The sequence below is a fragment of the Mesorhizobium sp. Pch-S genome (assembly GCF_004136315.1).
Classification (GTDB): domain Bacteria; phylum Pseudomonadota; class Alphaproteobacteria; order Rhizobiales; family Rhizobiaceae; genus Mesorhizobium.
Map to the genome: position 1 here is coordinate 2,379,195 of NZ_CP029562.1, position 16,207 is coordinate 2,395,401.

21 protein-coding genes are annotated in these 16,207 nt (G+C 62.4%); 10 read left to right on the plus strand and 11 right to left on the minus strand.

All coding sequences use genetic code 11. The annotated features are described in order from the left end of the window. Positions 1–91: 91 nt before the first annotated feature. Positions 92–715, minus strand: a complete 624-nt coding sequence (locus C1M53_RS10905) for a class I SAM-dependent methyltransferase (RefSeq protein WP_129412273.1) — start codon at positions 713–715, stop codon at positions 92–94. A gap of 152 nt (positions 716–867) precedes the next feature. Here C1M53_RS10905 and argB point away from each other — a divergent pair, with 152 nt between their 5' ends. Further along, complete coding sequence (gene argB / locus C1M53_RS10910) at positions 868–1,761, plus strand: acetylglutamate kinase (protein ID WP_129412274.1); 894 nt, start codon at positions 868–870, stop codon at positions 1,759–1,761. Positions 1,762–1,877: 116 nt separating this feature from the next. Here the strand turns inward: argB and C1M53_RS10915 are convergent, their stop codons facing one another. Then, positions 1,878–2,366, minus strand: a complete 489-nt coding sequence (locus C1M53_RS10915; RefSeq protein WP_129412275.1) for a MarR family transcriptional regulator — start codon at positions 2,364–2,366, stop codon at positions 1,878–1,880. Between the two features lie 92 nt (positions 2,367–2,458). Between C1M53_RS10915 and C1M53_RS31690 the strand changes: the two genes are divergently transcribed. Then, a complete protein-coding gene (locus tag C1M53_RS31690; RefSeq protein ID WP_165358117.1) occupies positions 2,459–2,614 on the plus strand; it encodes a hypothetical protein in 156 nt (51 codons plus the stop codon). Between the two features lie 11 nt (positions 2,615–2,625). Here C1M53_RS31690 and C1M53_RS10920 read toward each other — a convergent pair whose 3' ends face one another. Further along, the gene (locus C1M53_RS10920) at positions 2,626–3,381 is read right to left on the minus strand and encodes a GGDEF domain-containing protein (protein WP_129412276.1); all 756 of its coding nucleotides are present in this window, start codon (positions 3,379–3,381) and stop codon (positions 2,626–2,628) included. Positions 3,382–3,546: 165 nt separating this feature from the next. On the opposite strand from C1M53_RS10920, the gene C1M53_RS10925 reads away from it, so the two are divergent. Together C1M53_RS10925 and C1M53_RS10930 are read left to right on the plus strand one after the other, a co-directional pair. Further along, the gene (locus C1M53_RS10925; protein WP_129412277.1) at positions 3,547–4,254 is read left to right on the plus strand and encodes a pyrimidine 5'-nucleotidase; all 708 of its coding nucleotides are present in this window, start codon (positions 3,547–3,549) and stop codon (positions 4,252–4,254) included. Continuing rightward, entirely contained in the window at positions 4,251–5,132 is an 882-nt protein-coding gene (locus tag C1M53_RS10930) for a DUF817 domain-containing protein (RefSeq protein WP_129412278.1), read from the plus strand. The genes C1M53_RS10925 and C1M53_RS10930 overlap by 4 nt, the downstream gene beginning before the upstream one ends. Here C1M53_RS10930 and C1M53_RS10935 read toward each other — a convergent pair. Next, positions 5,120–5,959 (minus strand): LOG family protein, encoded by an 840-nt coding sequence (locus C1M53_RS10935; RefSeq protein WP_101938442.1) that lies wholly within the window; start codon positions 5,957–5,959, stop codon positions 5,120–5,122. The genes C1M53_RS10930 and C1M53_RS10935 overlap by 13 nt on opposite strands. A 139-nt stretch (positions 5,960–6,098) precedes the next feature. On the opposite strand from C1M53_RS10935, the gene dapD reads away from it, so the two are divergent. The 3 genes from dapD (at position 6,099) to C1M53_RS10950 (ending at position 8,617) form a co-directional block, all read left to right on the plus strand. Next, a complete protein-coding gene (gene dapD, locus C1M53_RS10940) occupies positions 6,099–6,953 on the plus strand; it encodes a 2,3,4,5-tetrahydropyridine-2,6-dicarboxylate N-succinyltransferase (RefSeq protein WP_129412279.1) in 855 nt (284 codons plus the stop codon). 11 nt (positions 6,954–6,964) lie between these two features. Beyond that, positions 6,965–7,324 carry a DUF805 domain-containing protein gene (locus C1M53_RS10945; RefSeq protein WP_165358119.1) on the plus strand — a complete coding sequence of 120 codons (360 nt, stop codon included), beginning with the start codon at positions 6,965–6,967 and terminating at the stop codon, positions 7,322–7,324. 69 nt (positions 7,325–7,393) lie between these two features. Further along, positions 7,394–8,617, plus strand: a complete 1,224-nt coding sequence (locus C1M53_RS10950; RefSeq protein WP_129412281.1) for a GGDEF domain-containing protein — start codon at positions 7,394–7,396, stop codon at positions 8,615–8,617. 8 nt (positions 8,618–8,625) lie between these two features. Here the strand turns inward: C1M53_RS10950 and C1M53_RS10955 are convergent, their stop codons facing one another. Then, positions 8,626–9,645 carry a 2-dehydropantoate 2-reductase gene (locus C1M53_RS10955; protein ID WP_129412282.1) on the minus strand — a complete coding sequence of 340 codons (1,020 nt, stop codon included), beginning with the start codon at positions 9,643–9,645 and terminating at the stop codon, positions 8,626–8,628. Between the two features lie 139 nt (positions 9,646–9,784). Between C1M53_RS10955 and dapE the strand changes: the two genes are divergently transcribed. Further along, positions 9,785–10,972 (plus strand): succinyl-diaminopimelate desuccinylase, encoded by a 1,188-nt coding sequence (gene dapE / locus C1M53_RS10960; RefSeq protein WP_129412283.1) that lies wholly within the window; start codon positions 9,785–9,787, stop codon positions 10,970–10,972. Between the two features lie 11 nt (positions 10,973–10,983). Continuing rightward, positions 10,984–11,574 (plus strand): transporter, encoded by a 591-nt coding sequence (locus C1M53_RS10965; RefSeq protein ID WP_129412284.1) that lies wholly within the window; start codon positions 10,984–10,986, stop codon positions 11,572–11,574. Positions 11,575–11,608: 34 nt separating this feature from the next. Here C1M53_RS10965 and C1M53_RS32480 read toward each other — a convergent pair whose 3' ends face one another. Continuing rightward, positions 11,609–12,208 carry an MFS transporter gene (locus tag C1M53_RS32480; protein WP_348630039.1) on the minus strand — a complete coding sequence of 200 codons (600 nt, stop codon included), beginning with the start codon at positions 12,206–12,208 and terminating at the stop codon, positions 11,609–11,611. Continuing rightward, entirely contained in the window at positions 12,118–12,801 is a 684-nt protein-coding gene (locus tag C1M53_RS32485) for an MFS transporter (RefSeq protein ID WP_348630040.1), read from the minus strand. Before C1M53_RS32485 ends, C1M53_RS32480 begins: the two co-directional genes overlap by 91 nt. Before the next feature lie 48 nt (positions 12,802–12,849). On the opposite strand from C1M53_RS32485, the gene C1M53_RS10975 reads away from it, so the two are divergent. Next, positions 12,850–13,425, plus strand: a complete 576-nt coding sequence (locus C1M53_RS10975; protein ID WP_129412285.1) for an Lrp/AsnC family transcriptional regulator — start codon at positions 12,850–12,852, stop codon at positions 13,423–13,425. 7 nt (positions 13,426–13,432) lie between these two features. Here the strand turns inward: C1M53_RS10975 and truA are convergent, their stop codons facing one another. The 4 genes from truA to def are packed head-to-tail and all read right to left on the minus strand — an operon-like array spanning position 13,433 to position 16,184. Beyond that, positions 13,433–14,188 (minus strand): tRNA pseudouridine(38-40) synthase TruA, encoded by a 756-nt coding sequence (gene truA / locus C1M53_RS10980; protein ID WP_129412286.1) that lies wholly within the window; start codon positions 14,186–14,188, stop codon positions 13,433–13,435. 9 nt (positions 14,189–14,197) lie between these two features. Further along, the gene (locus C1M53_RS10985; RefSeq protein ID WP_129412287.1) at positions 14,198–14,707 is read right to left on the minus strand and encodes an N-acetyltransferase; all 510 of its coding nucleotides are present in this window, start codon (positions 14,705–14,707) and stop codon (positions 14,198–14,200) included. Continuing rightward, a complete protein-coding gene (fmt, locus tag C1M53_RS10990; RefSeq protein WP_129412288.1) occupies positions 14,704–15,639 on the minus strand; it encodes a methionyl-tRNA formyltransferase in 936 nt (311 codons plus the stop codon). The genes C1M53_RS10985 and fmt overlap by 4 nt, the downstream gene beginning before the upstream one ends. A gap of 14 nt (positions 15,640–15,653) precedes the next feature. Next, on the minus strand, positions 15,654–16,184 hold the full coding sequence (def, locus tag C1M53_RS10995) for a peptide deformylase (RefSeq protein WP_129412289.1): 531 nt from the start codon (positions 16,182–16,184) through the stop codon (positions 15,654–15,656). Positions 16,185–16,207: the final 23 nt, after the last annotated feature.

The following is a 16,207-nucleotide window of genomic DNA, read 5'->3' on the forward strand; positions in this document are numbered from 1 at the left end:
CGGTAGAATCGCTCTTCCGCTCTATCTCTTTGTTGGAGCATGATCTTTTCCGAAAACCGGTTCCCACTTTCCGGGATCATGCTCCAGAAATTCAGGCCTCGCGGCAGAACGTACCGAAGTGGAAATGCTGTACCGCGCGCCAGGGTGTGAGATGGTCGTACCGCCTGCTGTCGATGAGCCGGAAGCCTGCACCAAGTGCCGTACCCAGGGATCGTGCATCGTAGCGCTGCACAATCAGGCCGCTGCACTTTTCCGGGCCATCCGGCGCAAAGGTGCCGATGATCACATGCCCCCCGACAGGCAGGGCCGAGCGCAACCGCTCGACATAGGCGCTCCGGCTGCTCTCCTCGACCAGGAAGTGGAAGGCGGCACGATCGTGCCAGATGTCGTAGGAACGTTCGGGACGCCATTCTGTGACATCGGCGACAATCCACTCGACCTTGCCAGCTGATCTGCCCAGGCGTGCCTGCGCGGCCTCAAGCGCGGTCGGCGAGATATCGAGCACGGAAAGATCGCCGTAGCCGAGGCCCAGAAGCGTGTCCACGAGGATCGAGGCACCGCCGCCGATATCGATGATGCCGGTTTCCGGTCCGGCACCCGTCAGTTGCAGCAGATCGAGCGAAGGGGCCGGTGTCTCCTGATACCAGCTCACGGCGGTCGTCGCCTTGGTGGCGTAGACGTCCTGCCAATGGGTTTTCGAATCGAACCCCGTCATCGTGACACCTCTTTGACGGTTTCACCGCTGTTCACGAACAGATGAAGCCGACAATACGCCAAAACAGGACTGCCCGCCTGCAATCGATTGCCCCCCTCGCCGTTTCCCGCTAAGACCTCGCCGTTTCTTTCCAGCCAGCCGGGAAAATCGCCATGACGGAAGCCGCCGCCAACGCCGAGATGCAGGCCGCGCTGCTCTCGAGGGCGCTGCCCTACATGCAGCGCTACGAGAACAAGACGGTCGTGGTGAAGTATGGCGGCCATGCCATGGGCAACATCGAACTCGGCAAGGCCTTCGCGCGCGACATCGCGCTGCTGAAGCAGTCCGGCGTCAATCCCATCGTCGTGCACGGCGGCGGCCCGCAGATCGCGGCCATGCTGGCCAAGATGGGCATCGAGTCGCGCTTCGAAGGCGGCCTGCGCGTTACCGACGAAAAGACGGTCGAAATCGTCGAGATGGTTCTGGCCGGCTCGATCAACAAGGAGATCGTCGCACTCATCAACGCCGAAGGCGAATGGGCGATCGGCCTGTGCGGCAAGGACGGCAACATGGTCTTCGCCCGCAAGGCCCACAAGACGATCAAGGACCCGGATTCCAACATCGAGCGCGTGCTCGATCTCGGCTTCGTCGGCGAACCGGTCGAAGTCGATCGTACCCTGCTCGACCTGCTCGCGCGGTCCGAAATGATCCCGGTTCTGGCCCCGGTGGCACCCGGCCGCGACGGCCATACCTACAACATCAATGCCGATACGTTCGCCGGCGCCATCGCCGGCGCGGTCAAGGCGACGCGCCTGCTGTTCCTCACCGATGTTCCCGGTGTGCTCGACAAGAACAAGAAGCTCATCGACGAGCTGACCGTGGCGGAAGCCAAGGCTCTGATTGCCGACGGCACGGTGTCCGGCGGCATGATTCCCAAGGTCGAGACCTGCATCGAGGCGATCGAACGCGGCGTCGAAGGCGTCGTCATCCTCAATGGCAAGACGCCGCATTCGGTGCTGCTCGAGCTCTTCACCGAGCACGGCGCCGGCACGCTGATCGTACCGTAAGGCTCCGCCGGATTGCGCCAGAGCCTTTTGTAGTCAAGTGCAATCACTTGGCGTTACAAAATGCGGCGAAAACAAAACTTAGAGCGTTTCAGCGTTTCCGTGAAAACGGAAACGCTCTAGTCCGGCTGTTCGCCTGCCTTCAGCTTTCGCAGTTCGTTGTGCTGGAGGTCTGCGGCCGCGGTCATGAATTCCAGGATCGTGCCAAGCTCGGCGTCGCTGAAGGTGCGCAGCATCTTCTCACCCTCGCGGGCGATGCCGCCATAATAGCGTGCCGACAGCTCCCGCGTTTTTTCGGTGGCTTCGACCACCACCTTGCGCCTGTCTTCCGTGCTGCGCGTGCGGGTCAGGAAACCACGCGCCTCCAATCTGTCGATCAGTGCCGTGACTGCCGCCGGCGTCAGGCCCGAGACACGCGCAATGGCGCCTGCGGATTGCGGCCCGTGATAGAGCAGGCTGAGACAGCGGCCTTCCGCACTGTTGATGCCCATTTTCTCGCGCACCGCCTCGTCGAAACTCTGCGTCTCGTCCTGCCAGCGCATGATGGCGCTGAGCAGCGCGCCAAGCAGCTCGTCGCGATTCGTGGTTGACGAAGTTATTTCGATCATCTAACTATCAATCTATCGAACATTTCGACTGATTTATCATTAGATGAAAGTCGCGATGCCGACAAGTCGAACCCTTGAGAAGGAGAGGCCCGATGGCCCAGTCACAGATGTCGCGGGAAGAAGAAATGCGTTTCGCCGAACGTTCCATGGAATGGTACGGCTGGGGATCGCCGATCGGCATGGGCATCATGATCGTTGCGCTGGCGATGGCGGCGGTGCTGCTGCGCATCGCCATCTACGGTCTCTGAGCCCGATCCTGTCAGGCGGCGCGGGAGACCGCGTTGCCGACGATCACCAGATTGCGACCGCGGCGCTTGGCTTCGTAGAGCCGCAGGTCCGCGCTGCGCATCAGATCGGGCAACGTCATCGTTTCCTGGAAGAGCGCGCCGCCGATCGATACCGTCAACCGGACAGTGCGCTCCAGCGGCCGGAACAGGATCAGCTCGACTTCCGTGCGGATACGCTCGGCGATGCGGGCGGCTTCCCGCTCGTCGGCGCCATGCAGGAAGGCTGCGAATTCCTCACCGCCGATACGGCCAAGTATGTCGCCGGAGCGCATCGCACGCTTGATGGCACCGGCGATCAGCAGCAGGGCCTCGTCCCCGGTGAGGTGGCCGTAGCTGTCGTTGATGGCCTTGAAGTGATCGGCATCGATGATGAGCAGTGCGCCGCCGTTTCTTTCCTTGGCGTTCTCCATCGCCGTGAAAAAACTCTCGCGGTTGAGCATGCCGGTCATGTCGTCACGACTGGCCTTGTGCGACAGGCGCCTGTGGGCGACGGCCAGCTGGGCATGGGTGCGGGCAAGCTCCCGATGCGCCGCCTTCAACCTGTCGCCTTGCGCAAACATGTAGGCGCTTGTCGGCCCGGCGATGAGCAACGGACAGACCGTGCCGATGATCCAGGAATCGAGACCGATCAGATCCTTGGCCAGAAAGCCGATGGCCAGAATGACCCCAAGCGAGACGAGAACCGCAACCCCAGCAACAGCTGCGGAACGCATGACTATGCTGGTCATAACTGCCCTCCCTCCCGGCTGGCGGCCTTATGACGGGTAGACTTGAAAGTCTTCTTTAAGTGCTGGCTAAAATTTGAACGATCGCGCCAATTTGGCCGCAATCGGTGCCGAAATACGATCGACAAAGCTGCTTTCGCTTCGCTGGTTTCATGCGATAACTGCGCCATGACCGAATCCCCAGATCCCGCTCGCTTCACCCATGTCACCGACTGGGTGTTCGACCTCGACAACACCCTCTATCCGCATCACTCCAACCTATTCTCGCAGATCGACGCGAAGATGACGGCTTATGTGTCGGAGCTTCTCACGCTTTCGCGTGAAGACGCGCGCAAGCTGCAGAAGGAGCTCTATCTGGAGTATGGCACCACGCTGAACGGCCTGATGGAGCGCCATCAGATCGATCCGGACGATTTTCTGGAGAAGGTGCATGACATCGACTACTCCTGGCTGGTGCCGGACCCGGTGCTGGGAACGGCGATCCGCCAATTGCCGGGACGCAAATTCATCTTCACCAATGGCGATCGCGGCCATGCCGAGCGTGCGGCACGTCAGCTTGGTATCCTCGATCATTTCGATGACATTTTCGACATTGTCGCAGCTGGACTGACGCCGAAGCCGGCACGCCAGACCTACGAGAAATTCGCGAACCTGCATGCCGTCAGCGGCCCCAATTCAGTGATGTTCGAAGACCTGGCCCGCAATCTCGCCGTGCCGAAGGCGCTCGGCATGACCACCGTGCTGGTGGTGCCGCGCAACTTCGAGCCTACTTTTTCGGAGATCTGGGAGCGCGACCCCGACAACGCCGACGACGTCGACTATGTCACCGATGACCTTGCCGGCTTCCTCTCAACGATCGTCGAAACGCAGATTTGAGGCATTTTACCTCCGTCGAAGCACTCATCGATGCCGCCGCCCATGGCGTGCTGGACCGGTTGCCGGCGCGCGGCATTTCGGGCGCCGCGATCGAGTTCCTCGTCTTTGGCCTTAAACAGGGCTGGGCGTGCCTGTTCGGCGGAGCAATGCTTGCCCTTATCATGGCCACCAAATTCTGGTGGCCGGATCATGCCTGGCTTGCCCGCTACGACTTTCTGTTCCTGGCGGCATTGACGATCCAACTCGCCATGCTCGCTTTCAAGCTGGAAACCTGGTCCGAAGCCAAGGTCATCCTGGTCTTCCACGTCGTCGGCACGATCATGGAGATCTTCAAGACCTCGGCCGGATCTTGGATCTATCCCGAGGAAGCTTTCTTCCGCATCGGTGGCGTGCCGTTGTTCTCCGGCTTCATGTATGCCGCCGTCGGTTCCTATCTGGCACGTGTCAGCCGCATCTTCGACATGCGCTACACCCGTTATCCGCCACTATGGGCAACAGCGCTGCTTGCCGCCGCGATCTACGTCAACTTCTTCGCACATCACTTCACGGTCGACATCCGCTACGGCCTGTTCGCGGCCACGGCCATCCTCTACTTCAGGACGACGGTGCATTACCGCGTCTTCCGTTTCCGCCACCGCATGCCGCTGCTGCTTGGGTTCCTGCTGGTCTCGCTGTTCATCTGGTTCGCCGAGAACATCGGCACATGGTCACGCGCCTGGATCTACCCGAACCAGAACGAGGGCTGGGCGCCGGTCTCCATCCAGAAACTCGGCGCCTGGTATCTTTTGATGATCATCTCGTTCGTTCTGGTCACACTCGTGCACCGGCCGCGAACGATGGACGAGATCGAACCGAAAGCCGCGCCTCAGAGCGTGTAGAAGCGGCGAATGATGTCCCAGGCCTCGTCGGCGGTATCGACGAAATCGATGATGTCCTGGTCACCTGGCGTGATCGTGCCCTGCTCGGCCAGATAGTCAAGGTCGATGGCACGCTGCCAGAACTCCTTGCCGAACAGGATCACCGGCACGCGCTCCATGCGCCCGGTCTGGATCAGTGTCAGCGTTTCGAAGAACTCGTCCATGGTGCCAAAACCACCGGGGAAAACCGCCACGGCCTTTGCCCGCATGACAAAATGCATCTTGCGGATGGCGAAGTAGTGGAAGTTGAAACATAGCTCCGGTGTCACATAGGGGTTGGGCGCCTGTTCATGCGGCAACACGATGTTGAGGCCGATCGACGGCGCCCCGACATCGTCGGCGCCGCGGTTGCCGGCCTCCATCACGCCTGGCCCGCCACCTGTGACGACGACGAACTCGCGATAATAGGACGCAGCCGAGTGCTGCGAGCACAGGCGAGCAAACTTGCGCGCCTCTTCATAATAGCGGCTGTTCTTTTCAAGGTTGCGTTTCTGCGTTTCGTTCTTTGCCGCCCAGGCCTCGCCACCGGGCTCCGGAATACGGGCGCCGCCGAACAGAATGACTGTGGAGCGGATGCCGCGCTCAGCCAGGATCATCTCCGGCTTCAGCAATTCAAGCTGCAGCCGCACCGGCCTCAGCTCGCGCCGCGTCATGAATTCTTCGTCATTCCAGGCGAGACGGTAGGTCGAAGCGCGCGTCTGCGGCGTGTCGGGTACGCTGCGGGCACGTTCCAGGTCTTCATCCGAGTGAGGCAGGGGCGTCCAGCCCGTCTTTTCCATTGGGTTCATATCCACCCGTCCAAATCCCTTTCAAGCGTCGTCCCATGACGCAGCTGCGATTGACCCTCACATTCCCTTCAAATAGGGTCCGCGCGGCTTTCAAACAGGTTAAGAGCCTGCCTTTCACAGCGTTGTAACGGAGCATTTGATGTCGAAGCCCGATCTGGCGAGCCTTGAAAAGACCCTCGACAAGGCTTTCGAGGAGCGCGACGGCATTTCGACCGCGACTCGCGGTGAAGTGCGCGACGCCATCGAATCAGCGCTGGAACTGCTCGACAAAGGCACCGCGCGCGTTGCCGAACGGCAAGCCGATGGCCAGTGGAAGGTCAACCAGTGGCTGAAGAAGGCCGTGCTGCTCTCGTTCCGCCTGAAGCCGATGGAACTGATCTCAGGTGCGCCCGGCGGTGCCTCCTGGTGGGACAAGGTCCCCTCGAAGTTCGACGGCTGGGGCCCGCTCGAATTCGAAAAGGCCGGGTTCCGCGCCGTGCCATCCGCGGTGGTGCGTCGCTCGGCCTATGTCGCTCCGGGTGCGGTGCTGATGCCTTCCTTCGTCAATGTCGGCGCCTATGTCGACAGCGGCACCATGGTCGACACCTGGGCCTCGGTCGGCTCCTGCGCGCAGATCGGCAAGAATGTGCATCTCTCCGGCGGCGTCGGTATCGGCGGCGTCCTGGAACCGATGCAGGCCGGCCCGACCATCATCGAGGACAACTGCTTCATCGGCGCGCGTTCGGAAGTGGTCGAGGGCTGCATCGTGCGAGAAGGCGCGGTGCTCGGCATGGGCGTGTTCATCGGCAAGTCGACCAAGATCATCGACCGCGCCACCGGCGAGGTCTTCTATGGTGAAGTACCCGCCAACGCCGTGGTGGTGGCTGGATCCCTGCCGGGCAAGCCATTGCCGAACGGCGAACCCGGTCCAAGCCTCTACTGCGCCGTCATCGTCAAGCGCGTCGACGCCAAGACCCGGGAAAAGACGTCCATCAACGAACTGTTGCGCGACTGAACGGTGATCGTGTGAGCCTTCAGCAGACGCTCTGGACATTTTTCGGATTCAACGGCCGACTGAGCCGGCAAGCCTTTGCGCTTGCCGGACTGCTGCTCTACGTCATCCGCTCCTATCCGATCTATCGTCTCTACACCGCCCCCGATCAGGCCTCGATGGAACAATGGGCTTCAGTGTTCCTGGTGGTGCTCGGCGTGTTGATCCTGTCTCATCTCGCACTTGCTGCAAAGCGGCTGCATGATTTCGACAGGACCGGCTGGTACGGCCTGTTCTTCATCATCGGCGATATCATTGTCTTTATTCTGCTCTGCCTGCCGCAGGGAACACGAGGCGCAAATCGCTACGGCAGGGAGACCAACGCTCCGGCCTGACGAAACGTCGATATTCTCACTGCTGTTCTTGTCGCTATAATGGAATCCTAAGAGATTCTTAGCCGATCCATGCAAGATGGAACGGATGTTGTAGCGACATCTCAGGGGGAACGACTGTCAGACCCGACAAAAGTTCTCGGCAGCAGCCTCTCCAGGCGAGCAGCGCGCCTTTTTGACTGGTTCTCGACTCCGCTGGAGGACGAGGCCAAGGCTGTCCGCTCCCGTTTCCTCGAAACGACCTACGATCGCAAGTTCGCCATCCTCTTTGCCAGCCTGAGCGTGCTTGTCCTTGCCGGTACGACAATCGTACTGACAGGCGCCTGGTGGCCCTGGGTGTGGATCGCCGCCGAACTTGTGTTGCTGGCTGTGCGGTTCATGTTGATCATACGCTGCGAGCTTGCGCGGCTGCATGGTGAAAACCCGCCTCTCGGTGCACTCATGACGGCGGGAGGTGCCTGGTCAGCCGTCTTTGGCCTCGGCTGCTTCGGCTGCATCGCAAGCGAGAACCTGGTTCTTTCGGTGCTGGCCGGGCTGAACGTTGCCGGCGTTGTCGGTGTCGTCTCCTCACGCAATGCCGCGACACCGCGTTATGCAATCCTTGTCATGCTGCTGGTCAGCCTGCCCTTCATGGTGGGCGCGCTGCTTTCACCGCAACCCGGCATGTGGGTGGTCGGCCTGCAGATGCCATTCTATGTCGCCGGCATCATCGGCGTCCTCGTGCACAACCACGCCATCAGCGTGCGCATGATCCGGGCGGAACTCGACAACCGGGATCTTGCGGTGAGAGACGCCCTGACGGGTCTGCCCAACCGCATCCTCATGCAGGAGGAGCTGCATCGGATGTGCAATCAGCTGGCCGTACAGGCAGCCAATGGCGGCAAGCCGTTCGTCGTGCTCAGCATGGATCTCGACGGCTTCAAATACGTCAACGACAACCATGGCCACACCGCTGGCGACCGGCTGCTGCGCCTCGTTGGAGACAGGCTGAGAAAGACCTTCCGTTCCACCGACATGGTGTTCCGCATCGGTGGCGATGAATTCGTCGTACTCTTGCCCGCAACATCGGAAATCGAAGCCGCCCATCTCGCCAAACGGGCGATCGACACGATTTCCGAGCCTTTCGACATCGATGTTGCTGCCGCGGCCTATATCGGCCTCAGCGTCGGCAGCGCGCGTGCACCCGTGGATGGCGACACAGCGGAGCAGCTGCTGACCTGTTCCGATCTGGCGCTCTACGAAGCCAAGCGCGCCGGAAAAGGCCGGCACCGGGCACATCTGCCCAGCGCATCCTGAAAGAGCGGCTAGGCCTGCTCGATCGTGCTGGCCGCCAATTTCGGCGACCCCTGGCCCCGCTCTTCCGCTTCCCTCACCAGAGCGGCTATGCGCTCGACCAAGGGCGCCCGCACGCCGCTTCTTGCGGCAAGCCGCAGGATCGCGCCCTGCAACTCGTCGATTTCGGTCCTGCGACCCTGCTGCAGATCCTCCCACATCGACGAGCGCGCCTGCGGATCGATCGCCAGCATCCGCCTGGCCAGACGCAGGAAAACGAAGTTCGGCAATCTCAGGATCGTCGGCAGCAGCGCTGACGGTGGACCGGCAACGCGACCCGGCCTGATGCCCGCTGCCTTCATCGCCGTGAGCGCCTCATCGATCTGCCTGGCCAGAAGCAAGCGCCATCGACGGTCCGCAAGTTCGGTCGACAGAGGCAGATCGGACAGTGCCACAAGCGCGTTGTTGAGATTGAAGAGCAGCTTGCCCCATTGCACCGAGCGCATGTCGGCATGCGTGGCCGTTGCGAAGCCTTCAACATCCAGCAGGGTCGAAATTCCCGGTGCACCGCTCTCGACCAGGACGGTTCCCTCGCTGGCGCGGTGCACCCGGAATGGGGTCTCACCCTCCTGCTGCACGACATTGAAAGGCACCATGCCCGCCAACACCCGTCGGCCGTCCACGGTCGCGGCCAGGCGGGCGGCATTGTCGACACCGTTCTGCAGGCTGACAACGATCGCGTGGGTGGGTGCGTACGCCGCAATCTGCCTGCCGATCTCTTCCGTCGCGCCGCTCTTGGTGGTGACGAGCACGATGTCCGCACCGTTGAGGGCCGCTTCGGCACGCGTCTCGACGGCGAAAGCTGCCTGGCTGAGCCGCCTGTCGCGCTTTTCGAGATCAGTGACACGCAGGCCGCCGCGCAACAGGGCCTGCTCTATTCGCGGCCGGACCAGCAGCGTCACCTTGCGTCCCGCCAGTGCCAGGCACCCACCGGCGTAGCAGCCAATGCTGCCGGCGCCGGCGACAACAACGGACGCGTCACGCAATGTCATCGCAATCTCCGAGCAAGGCACAACAGCTAGGTGGCTATCGGCCTATTGTTGACCAGATCAAGCAGGCTTGCCAAGAACCGCAGGCCCTGCCGCTTCAAGGGCCGTGACACGATCCCATCTTTCGAATAACGCTGCGCACATGACCCTGCCGACCGATCCTGCCCAGAATCTCGCCGCCCTCATTCGTTGCCCGTCGGTGACGCCGGCAGAGGGTGGCGCCTTGTCGTCTCTGGAAGCCATGCTGAAGCCGCTCGGCTTCGCCATCGAGCGCCCGGTTTTCAAGGAAGACGGCACGCCCGACGTCGAGAACCTCTATGCACGGCGTTCCGGCAATGGCCCGCATCTGATGTTCGCCGGTCACACCGATGTGGTGCCCGTCGGTGACGAGGCGGCGTGGACACATCCGCCCTTTTCGGCGGCGATCGCCAACGGTGAGATGTATGGCCGCGGTGCGGTCGACATGAAGGGCGGCATCGCCTGTTTCATTGCCGCGCTCGCCCGCCATATCGCGGAGAAAGGCGCTCCCAAGGGCTCGGTTTCGTTGCTGATCACCGGCGATGAGGAAGGCCCCTCGATCAATGGCACGGTGAAGCTTCTGGAATGGGCCGCCGCCAAAGGCGAAACCTGGGATGCCTCGATCGTTGGCGAGCCCACCAACCCGGACGTGCTCGGCGACATGATCAAGATCGGTCGCCGCGGCTCGCTGTCGGGAACAGTGACCGTCAACGGCCGCCAGGGCCACGTCGCTTATCCACACCTCGCGGACAATCCGGTGCGCGGCCTGATGACGCTCACCGACGCGCTGCTGAATCCCGTCTTTGACAAGGGCACGAAGGATTTCCAGCCGACCAATCTCGAAGTCACGTCGATCGACGTCGGCAACCCTGCCACCAACGTCATCCCGGCCAAGGCAAGCGCCACCTTCAACATTCGTTTCAATGACACCTGGGATGCGGAAACGGTGCAGGCCGAAATCCACAACAGGCTCGACACCGCCAGCGGTCGCAAGAAGTACCGCAAGGGTCGCAAGGAACCGATCGAGTTCGAACTCGTGTGGAAGGATCGGCCGAGCCATGTCTTCCTGACACGCGACGACAAGCTGATCGACACACTGAGCGGCTCGATTGCCGCCGTCACCGGCCGCAAGCCGCAGCTGTCGACGTCAGGGGGCACATCCGATGCCCGCTTCATCAAGGACTATTGCCCGGTGGTCGAATTCGGCCTGGTCGGCCAGACCATGCATATGGTGGACGAGCGCGTGGCACTGGACGATCTCGAAACGCTGACCGTGATCTATCAGCGTTTCATCGAGGACTGGTTCGGGTAGGCAGGCCGAGCATGCTTTCAGCCGATGAAATCCAATCGTCGCTGAACGGAGCCTGGCGTATGATGCTGGGCAAGGCCGACGGGCTGCGCCTGCTCGACCTGTCAGCGGACGGGTTCTGGAATTCCTTCTTTGCCATTGCGGTGGCCATGCCCGCCTTGATCGTAGGCTGGGTCGGCGTTTCCAATGCGATCGGGGAAACCGCCGCCGACCGGTTCGAATTGTTGCTTAAACTGGCGCTCGTCGACATTGGCACCTGGGTACTGCCTCTGCTGGCGCTGGCCGCTGTAGCGCCGCGCGCAGGGCTGAGCAGTCGCTTCGTGCATTATGTGGTGGCAGGCAACTGGACTGGCGCCATCATCGCCTGGCTGATGTTGCCGGGTGCACTTTTGCGCATGCTTTTTCCTGCGGCGGACCAGGCGAGCGGCCTGCTTTCATTGCTGCTCTTCCTGGTTTCGCTGGTGTTCAGCTGGCGCATGACCAACATCGCGATCGGCAAAGGCGCCGCAATGGCCACCGCGGTATTTGCCGGCATGTTCGCCGTCTCGCTGATCCTGCTGTTCATGCTGGAGAAGCTGCTCGACATACCCAGGCTTGGGGCCTAGGGCCTTCTCCGAGTTCTTCGAACGCGGGACCGCTTCAGTCTTTTGTTTCTACCGGTGCGGTCCGCCAACTTCCGCCCGCCACGGCTATCAACATCAGAACAAGTGCCGCGAAAGCAGCAAACGCAAATCCCCGTGACGCATAGAGCGGACCAAAGCCGGTCGTTCCGGCAAACACGGCAAGATAAGTGACGGCGCTGTTCAGGCCCATGATGGTACCGCGGCGTGAAGGGTCGATCGCTGCCAGCCGCATGATCAGCACATTCAAGCCGAAGTGATTGGTAAGGCCCCACAGGAAGGTGAGCCCCAGCACCGCAAGGAAGCTGTCGCCCGCCAGCGCGAAACCGAGGTAGACCGCACCGACTGCCAGGAAAGCAAACGGCATCACGCGCCGAGGGCCCAACCGGTCGACGATGCCGTCGAGAAGAGCTGCCGCACCAAAACCGATGCCGTAGACCAGCGCCACGATGCCATTGGCGCTGACCGGCTCGCCGAGACCGTTGTGCAGATGATCGCCCAGATAGCCATAGATCCCGTAGAAGGCGCTCATGAACGCCGCGCAGGCGACGAGCAGCGGCTTGACACCGGCGATGCGCAGCGCAGCCAGCGGCTGAGGTACGGGACCGGTCGCAGGCACGTCGCGTAGCGACTGACCTTCAAGGTGAGCGACGCGACAAGTGCAAGCATTGCCACGACCGCATAGACGGCACGCCAGTGCACATAGTCGGCCACCACCGCCGACAGCGAAACACCGGCGACCATGCTCAACGTCCAGCCAGTCAGGACCAGGCCGATGGTGCGGCTCTCGCGTCCGGGCGGCGCCACCGCTGCGGCGCTGGCATAGATTGCCGGCAAAGCGATGCCGGAGGCGATGCCAGCCACCAGTTGCGCACCGACCAGCGCCGGCACGACGGGTGAAAGCGCGCTCAAGGCCAGTGCCAGCGCCAGTCCGAGAAGCGCCCACAGCAGCATGCGCCTTGCACCAAACCTGTCGACATGGCGCGCCATCAGAAGTGCACTCGCGGCCGTACCCAGCCCGAAGGCAGCCGACGCCGACATGACCAGCGCAACGCTCGAGCCGAATGTCCGCGCCACCTCCGGTGCGATCGGCCCAAGCACCAGCGAATTGGATCCAATGACCGCAATGCAGAAAGTCAGCACATAGGCGACAGCCGGCAACCGCTCGACAGGTTCAGCAAACAAGGGTGATGATTGATCGGTCTTCGTCATGGATGCATGATGACGGAATGACATTCCGCAACAAGAGGAATTTCGACGATGAAGCAAGAAACAGATGACGTTCGGCAAAACAGCGTTCCGGAGCGGGACCTGGACGATATGGACCGAAAGCTATTAGGCGCGCTCTGCGAGGATGCCACCGTCAGCTATGCCGAACTCGGCGAGAAGGTCGGGCTTTCGGCACCGGCCGCGCATGAACGCGTGAAGCGGCTGCGGCGCAGCCGCGCGATCCGCAGCACTTCGGTGCTGATCGATCCCGTAGCCGTCAACAAGCCGTTGCTCGCCTTCGTCCATGTCGACACGCGCGGCTGGGGCAAGACGCCGGAGTTGATGGCGATCTCCGCCTATCCGGAAGTGGAAGAGATCCACTCGGTCGCCGGCGACGCCTGCATGCTGCTGAAGGTTCGCGCCAGGGATACGCGCGCGCTGGAGGGGTTGCTGGCCAGGCTCTATGACACGCCGGGTGTCGTGACCACACGCAGTTATGTGGTCTTGTCGACTTACCTGGAACGACCGGTGCAACCCGGCTCGACCAGTGTCTGGCCGATGCCGAGCCACATGGCACAACCGATCGAGCACCGGCGCAGCATCGATGCGATAGCCAGGAGCGAGTAGAGACGGATCAGGATGCGGGGTAGTCGACGCCAGTGAGGAACAGACCGTCGGGCGGAGCGACCTGGCCACAGGCCGCACGGTCCCGCGCTTCCAGGGCAGCCTTGAGATCGCCGGCGGTCCATGCGCCTTCGCCGACGCGCTTCAGCGAACCGACCATCGAGCGGACCTGATTGTGCAGGAACGAGCGCGCCGAGGTGCGGACTTCGATCGTCTCGTCCTGCCGCGTGACATCGAGCCGCTCCAGCGTGCGCAACGGGCTGTTGGCCTGACATTGCGTGGAACGGAAGGTGGTGAAATCGTGCCGGCCCAGCAGAACCTTCGCCGCCTCATGCATGGCTTCGGCATCGAGCCGCTTCGGCACCCACCATACCTTGCCCATGTCCAGCGCCGGCGGGGCGCGACGATTGGCTATGCGGTAGAGATAGTGCCGGCCGACTGCCGAGAAACGCGCATCGAAATCATCCGACACCGCAGTCGCGCCCAATATGGCGACCCGCTCCCCGGCTCGCTGCAGATAGGCGTTGACGGCGTCGCGCACCGTATCGGCCGGCCATGCCTTGCTCAGATCCGCATGCGCGACCTGCGCCGTGGCGTGCACGCCAGCATCGGTACGGCCAGCGCCCCGGATGGAGATCGCATCGCCGCAGAAACGTTCGATCGCCTGTTCGATCGCGGCCTGCACCGAATGCTGGCCGGCAGCCTGCCGCTGCCAGCCTGAATAGGGCCCGCCGTCATACTCGATGTCGAGGCGATAGCGGGGCACGTCTTGACGCTACGCTGCCAGCGCGGTGCCGAAAGCCGAAGCGTAGACCAGCTCGCCGTTCCGGGGCGCCTCGCCCCAGGCCTGGGCCTGCAGCGCTTCGCCCTGATACTCGCTGGCAAAGCCGGCCGCACGCTCGTGGCTGTAACCGAAGCGGCCGTAATAAGCCGGGTCACCCAGCACGATGGCCAGATTCTCGCCGGCATCCTTCAGGCGGATATGGGCCTCGCGCACCAGCGCGCCGCCGATACCCGTGCCGTGGAAATCGGGCTCAACGGCGAGCGGCGCCAGCGCAACCGCCGGGAACTGCCTGCCTGCGTTCTCGACATAGAGGCGCGAGAACAGGATATGGCCGACAACCTGGCCCTCTTCTTCAGCGACCAGTTCCAGGACCGCGTCGCCTTGCGCGACGATCGCATCGACGAGACCGGCTTCGGTCTGCTGGCCGAAAGCATGTTCTTCGACGAGGCGGATGGCCTCGCGATCCCGCGGCGTCGCCGCGCGTATCGACATCATGCTCATGACAGTTTCATTCCTTCTTCCAACTTTGCCCCGCGCAGGAACTCCTGTGCGGTAGCGGGCTTGCCGCCCGCACGCTGCACTTCGACCAGCCTGACCGCGCCTGACCCACAGGCGACCGTCAGCCGGTCGTCGAGAATTCCTCCCGGTTCCCCCATGCCATCGGCTACAGTCGAACGAAGCAACTTCAGTCGTTCGATACGGCCGCCGATCGTGGCCTCGCACCATCCGCCGGGGAAAGGCGAAAGGCCGCGAACATGATTGTGGACCACATCCGCTGGACGGGCCCAGTCGATCCGGGTCTCCGTCTTATCGATCTTCGCGGCATAGGTCACGCCCTCGGCGGCCTGTTCCACAAAGCTCAGTGTGCCGGCCTCAAGCCTCGACAAGGCTTCGACCATCAGTCCGGCGCCCGCCACCATCAGCCGGTCATGCAGATCGCCGGCCGTCATATCGGGATCGACCGCCAGTTTTTCAACCAGTCCGACCGGACCTGTATCCAGCCCCTGCTCCATCTTCATGACCATCATGCCGGTTTCGGCATCACCGGCCATGATGGCGCGCTGGATCGGTGCTGCACCACGCCAACGTGGCAAAAGCGAGGCGTGACCGTTGAGGCAGCCAAGACGCGGCGCATCGAGAACCGGCTTTGGCAGCAGAAGACCATAGGCGACAACAACCGCGACATCGGCGTCCAGAGCCCGAAACGCAGCCTGTTCGGCCTCACCCTTCAACGAGACCGGCGTATGCACGACGATGCCGAGCCGCTCAGCCTCGCGCTGCACTGGCGAAGGTGTCAGTTCCAGGCCGCGCCGGCCGGCCGCCCGCGGCGGCTGGGTATAGACGGCAACAACATCATGCCCGGCCCCGGCCAGCGCGCGCAGCGTCGCGACCGAGAAATCGGGCGTGCCCATGAAGACCACGCGAAGCGTCATGAATGTGTCCCGGGTCAGCCCACCAGGCGGCTTGGCGCCTTGTCGCGGGCAAGCTTCTTGAACTTCTTGACCACCATGTCGCGCTTCAGCTTCGAGATGTGGTCGATGAACAGCACACCGTTCAGATGATCGATCTCGTGCTGCAGGCAGGTGGCCATCAGTCCATCGGCCTCGATCTCCTGCAGACGGCCGTCGCGATCCAGGTAGCGGACCCGGACGGTGGCCGGCCGCTCGACCTCGGCATAATAGTCAGGGATGGAGAGGCAGCCTTCCTCATAGACCGAGCGCTCGGAACCGCTTTCGAGAACATCCGGATTGATGAAGACATGCGGAGCAGGCGGCTCGCCCTCCTTGGCCAGATCGATCACCAGCATGCGCAGAGGCTCACCGATCTGGATCGCAGCCAGACCGATGCCGGGAGCGTCGTACATCGTCTCCAGCATATCGTCGGCCAGCTTGAGCAAAGGCTCGTCGATACGCTCGACCGGCTTGGAAACCTGGCGCAGGACGGGATCGGGAAGAATGATGAGCGGCTTGATCGACATATCGCTCACCTAAAACCTTGCAG